The following is a 1,171-nucleotide window of genomic DNA, read 5'->3' as shown; positions in this document are numbered from 1 at the left end:
CCTGGGGATAAACCGGCCCAAGAAGCCAGATGGCGCTCGGAATGAAACTGAAGCATGTCCGCACCAACCTCAGCTAAAATCGCGGAAGCGGCGGTGACATCCACGCCTGGAAGAGTTCGAAGAATATCGATCTCGACACGATAGGGTACTAAATGAGAGTCTATCGTTTCATCGAACGCCTGAATGGAATGTTCCAGATGAGTAAGGTGTTGCCAAGACTGTGCGAGAAGAAAGCGATGGTGTGAGGAAAGTTTGCCTTGCAGTGCATCCATGAGTTGGGGAACTTTATTTTTGATTTGTCCTTTGACGAGGGAACGAACGGATTCCTGATCCAGTCTGCCGTTGTCCATAAGTTGACGCAACAAGGCACGCCCCGTCACACCGAAAACGTCGGAGATCACGGAAGCGAGTTTGATGCCAGCAGATTCAAGAACCTTCTGGATACGATTTTTTTCTGCGGTCATATGATGAACGAGCTTCTTCCGGTGACGTGTGAGTTCACGAAGTTCGCGAATGTCTTGAGGCGGAACAAAGCTACCCTCGATAAGACCGGAGCGAAGGAGTTTGGCGATACATTCCGCGTCGGAGATATCTGTTTTGCGCCCAGGAACATTCTTGATACGCTGAGCGTTGGCTAATCTAATCTCACAAGATTCTTCGAGAACATGGTAAACGGGTTTCCAATAAACTCCAGTGCTTTCCATGGCAACGTAGGTGCAAGAAGCAGCATGAAGCCAGGCCGCAAGTTCATGTAAGCCCTTGGACATGGTTGAAAAGGTGCGAATTTCTTTGTGGGGACGATCTTGGAGATTACCAGTTAAGAGGCAGGCCACGACCGTATCCCGGTGGACGTCGAGTCCACAGCAGTGTTCTAAAATAGCTTCCATAGAAATAACCCTCCAAACGAAAAGTATGGAGGGACAGAGTAGGCTGCTGAGAAAGTAAGGATTTTTTTACACGTGCTCATCCGAAGATGGCGACAATGGGTTGTACTCATGACCAGCCGTAGACGGTTTTTTGTACGGGGTTATACCACCATTAAAGACCTCGTGTTTCTTCTGTCCCTCTATTCATAGAATAGACAGAAATAGCTGGATTAAGACATAGATGGCAACGGGCGAATAACATTTTCATTCTGGGATGTGAGCTAATGGCTCATGAAAGTTTTTTG

The 1,171-nt window shown here is 47.8% G+C and carries 1 protein-coding gene; it reads right to left on the bottom strand.

The features are described 5' to 3' along the window. On the bottom strand, window positions 1-887 hold an 887-nt coding region (locus UQ64_RS28305), incomplete at its 3' end, for an IS110 family RNA-guided transposase (RefSeq protein WP_060626789.1). Window positions 888-1,171: the final 284 nt, after the last annotated feature.

The sequence above is a fragment of the Paenibacillus etheri genome (assembly GCF_001012825.1).
GTDB lineage: Bacteria > Bacillota > Bacilli > Paenibacillales > Paenibacillaceae > Paenibacillus_AQ > Paenibacillus_AQ etheri.
Note: the sequence above shows the minus strand (reverse complement) of the source record. Positions and strands in the feature narration are given on the sequence as shown.